The following is a 3961-nucleotide window of genomic DNA, read 5'->3' as shown; positions in this document are numbered from 1 at the left end:
TCGTTGATGCGTGCCTGGGCTTCCTCTTCCGAGCCAAACACCCGCGCCGAGCCGCTAAAGCGCGTGCCCTCTTTACCGGTGATTTTCGCCACCGCCCCTTCCGGCGCTAAGTTGCCAAACAGAATACGCAGGTGGCTTTCGGCTTTGATCGGGTTACCCAGCGGCGCGATGATTTGCTGATCCATCGGGTACGGCTCGACGTTAGCGAGGTTTTCCGCCAGCGTTTTACCGGTCACGGTTAAGCAGTTGCCGTTAAGCAGCCCAGCATCCAGCAGGATTCTCATCAGCGGCTGAATGCCGCCAATCGCCACCAGCTCGCTCATCATGTAGTGGCCGCTGGGGCGCAGGTCGGCCAGCACCGGCACGCGCTTACCGATCTCGGTGAAGTCTGCCAGGGTCAGCTCGACACCGATGGTGCGCGCCATGCCAATCAGGTGCAGCACCGCATTGGTGGAGCCACCCAGGGCAATCACCACGGTCACGGCGTTCTCGAACGCCTCGCGGGTCATGATATCGGAGGGCTTGATGTCTTGCGCCAGCAGCGCCAGCACGGCTTCGCCAGCGGCTTTGCAGTCATCGCGTTTCTCTTGGGAGATGGCATTCTGCGCCGAGCTTCCCGGCAGGCTCATACCCAGTGCTTCAATGGCCGAAGCCATGGTGTTGGCGGTGTACATGCCCCCACAGGAGCCAGGGCCAGGAATGGCGGTCTCTTCGATGTTTTTCAGCTCGATCAGGTCGATGTCGCCACGGGAGTGGGCGCCCATCGCTTCGAACACCGAGACAATATCGGTGTGGCCCTTGCCGGGCATGATGGTGCCGCCGTAAACGAACACGCTGGGGCGATCAAGCCGTGCCAGCCCCATCACGCAGCCCGGCATGTTCTTATCGCAGCCGCCAATCGCCACCAAGCCATCAAAGCCTTCGCAGCCCGCCACGGTTTCGATGGAGTCGGCAATCACTTCCCGCGAGACCAGCGAGTACTTCATTCCTTCGGTGCCGTTGGCAATGCCATCAGAAATGGTAATGGTATTGAACACCACGCCTTTGCCTCCGGCGGCATCGGCCCCATCCCGGGCAAGCTCCGCCAGCTCACCAATATGGCTATTACACGGCGTCACCATACTCCAGGTAGACGCGATACCTACCTGAGGCTTTTGAAAATCGTCATCGTTGAAGCCCACGGCGCGCAGCATGGCGCGGCTAGCCGCTTTACCGGGGCCATCCACCACCGGGGCAGAGTGGCGGCGGGTATTATTGTTGGTCGGCTCGGTCATCACGGACTCCTCTCAATTGCATGGCAAAGGCCACAGCTTGGCGATATATCTTACATCCCGCAAGGTACTTAACTTATGGCACCATAGCGTCACCGCTACCCGTGACGCTGATTGCCGTGAAGGAACGCCGCCGTATGCCTGCCAATGCTTTGTTCTCCCCCACTCCGCTCCCCCCCGGTTTTATGGTGGTACATGCTAACCGCTTGGAAGATTTACGCGGTTTGGCGGTGGAGTGGATGCGCCGCCAGCCGTTGGGGCCGTTGGAGAACGAAACCATTCTGGTGCAGAGCAACGGTATTGGGCAGTGGCTGAAACTGGCGTTGGCGGAAGACCCTAAGAACGGCGGCGCGGGCATTGCGGCGGCGCTAGAGGTGATGCTGCCCGCGCGGTTTCTATGGCAGGCCTACCGCACGGTGCTCACTCACGTTTCGCAAAACGCCGATGCCGTGCCGGAAACCTCGCCGTTTGATAAGTCGCGCTTGGTATGGCGGCTGCTGCGCCTGCTGCCTACCCTAGCCGGGCAGCCGGTGTTTGAGCCGCTGGCGCAGTTTCTAGAAATCGACCGTGACCAGCGCAAGCACTACCAACTGGCCGAGCGGCTGGCGGATCTGTTTGACCAGTACCAGGTCTACCGCGCCGACTGGTTAGACGCCTGGGCCAACGGCCACGATGTGCTAATTACCGCCAGAGGCGAGCACCGCCCGCTGGAAGAGCACCAGCGCTGGCAGCCCGCGCTCTGGCGCATCCTGCGTGACGATGTGGCCGCCACCCAAGGCAATGCCGGATTGAACAGCAGCCGCGCCCAGGTTCACCAGCGCTTTTTGAAGGCCACCGAGCACCTAGAGGGCCAAGACTGCCCACCGGGGCTGCCTCGGCGGCTGATTATCTTTGGTATTTCATCGCTGCCCCAGCAAACCCTGGAAGCGCTGGCGGCGCTCTCTCGCTGCTGCCAAATCGTGCTGTGCGTTCACAACCCCTGCCAGTTCTACTGGGCGGATATCATCGAGCACAAAGACCTGCTACGCGCCCAGCGCTACCGCCAGCGGCGTAAAACCGGCATGCCCGAAGCGCTGGATGTACTGGGCACCGGCGATGCCGATGACGCTCTGCACCTGCACGCCCAGCCGCTGCTAGCCGCCTGGGGCAAGCAGGGCCGCGACTACCTGCGCCTGCTCGATGAGCACGACGACGCAGGCAACTACCAAACCCTATTCGAGCAGCAGGCACTGCGCATCGATATGTTCGAGCCGTTCAGTGGCGAGGATCGCCACTGCCTACTCAGCCAGCTGCAAGACGACATCCGCGAGCTGCGCCCCGTGGCGGAAACGCAAGGCCACTGGCCCGCACTGCCCGCTGCCGATGACTCCATCGTGTTCCATATCGCCCACGGCCCCCAGCGGGAAGTGGAGATTCTCCACGACCAGCTGCTGGCCGCCTTCAGCGCCGACCCGCACTTGCGCCCACGGGACATCATCGTCATGGTTCCGGATATCGACCGCTACGCGCCGCACATCGAAGCGGTGTTTGGCCAGCTGCCCACCGACGACCCGCGGCACATTCCCTACACGCTCTCCGACCAAGCCAGCCGTCACCGCCTGCCGCTGATGATTGCCCTGGAAAAGCTGCTACGGCTGCCGGAGCTGCGCCTGTCGGTGAGCGATTTACTCGACCTGCTGGATGTCCCCGCCCTGCGCCAGCGCTTCGGCCTAGAAGAGCGTGACCTACCGGTGCTAGAGCGCTGGATGGAAGGCGCGGGCATCCGCTGGGGGCTAAACGCCAAGCAGCGCCAAAGGCTGGAACTGCCCGGCGGGCTGAGCCAAAACACCTGGGCATTCGGCCTGCGCCGGTTGCTGTTGGGCTACACCGTGGGCGACGGCCACGCGTGGCAAGGCATCGAGCCGTTTGATGATATCGGCGGGCTGGAGGCGGGCTTAGCTGGGCCGCTGGCGACGCTGCTGGAGAAGCTCGAAGCCACCTGGGAGAGCTTCTGCCAACCCACCGATGCCGCTACTTGGGTTGCGCGGCTACGGGGGCTGCTGGAAACTTTCTTTCTTACCGACGATGCCCAAGAGAGCATCATGCTCACCAAGCTAGAAAGCGGCTTGCAGCAGATGCTGGAAAGCAGCCGGGAAGCCGAACTCAACGACCCGCTGCCGCTCTCCATGGTGCGGGAGCACTGGCTGGCGCAGATCGATGAGCACAGCCTTTCCCAACGCTTCTTGGCCGGGGCGGTCAACTTCGCCACGCTGATGCCCATGCGCGCCATTCCCTTCAAGCGGGTATGCCTGCTGGGCATGAACGACGGCGAGTACCCCCGCTCCCAGCCGCCGCTGGATTTCGACCTGATGGGCAGCGACTACCGCCCCGGCGACCGCTCCCGCCGGGAAGACGACCGATACCTGTTTCTGGAAGCGCTGCTCTCTGCCCGCGACCAGCTCTACGTGAGTTGGGTTGGCCGCAGCCAGATCGACAATACGCCGCTGCCGCCCTCGGTGCTGGTGGGCCAACTGCGCGACCACTTAGAAGCCGGCTGGCAAACGGAAAACGGCGCGCCGCTGCTGGAAACACTCACCACCGAGCATCCGCTGCAGCCTTTCAGCCGCGATTACTTCAACAGCCCAGCAAGCCGACTGTTCACCTACGCCCACGAATGGCGCGAGGTGCACGCCCCGCGCACGCCACCCGCC

2 protein-coding genes are annotated in these 3961 nt (G+C 63.0%); one reads left to right on the top strand and one right to left on the bottom strand.

Annotation, left to right across the window (positions count from 1 at the left end):
• Positions 1 to 1274, bottom strand: a 1274-nt coding sequence (locus tag BIS10_RS17835) for a dihydroxy-acid dehydratase (protein WP_253507359.1), incomplete at its 3' end; no start/stop codon positions are given.
• 134 nt (positions 1275 to 1408) lie between these two features.
• Here BIS10_RS17835 and recC point away from each other — a divergent pair.
• Positions 1409 to 3961: exodeoxyribonuclease V subunit gamma (gene recC, locus BIS10_RS17830; RefSeq protein WP_253507356.1), on the top strand; the 2553-nt coding region annotated here is incomplete at its 3' end.

It is taken from the genome of Halomonas sp. 707B3, assembly GCF_024158645.1.
GTDB classification, from domain to species: Bacteria; Pseudomonadota; Gammaproteobacteria; order Pseudomonadales; family Halomonadaceae; genus Vreelandella; species Vreelandella lionensis.
Note: the sequence above shows the minus strand (reverse complement) of the source record. Positions and strands in the feature narration are given on the sequence as shown.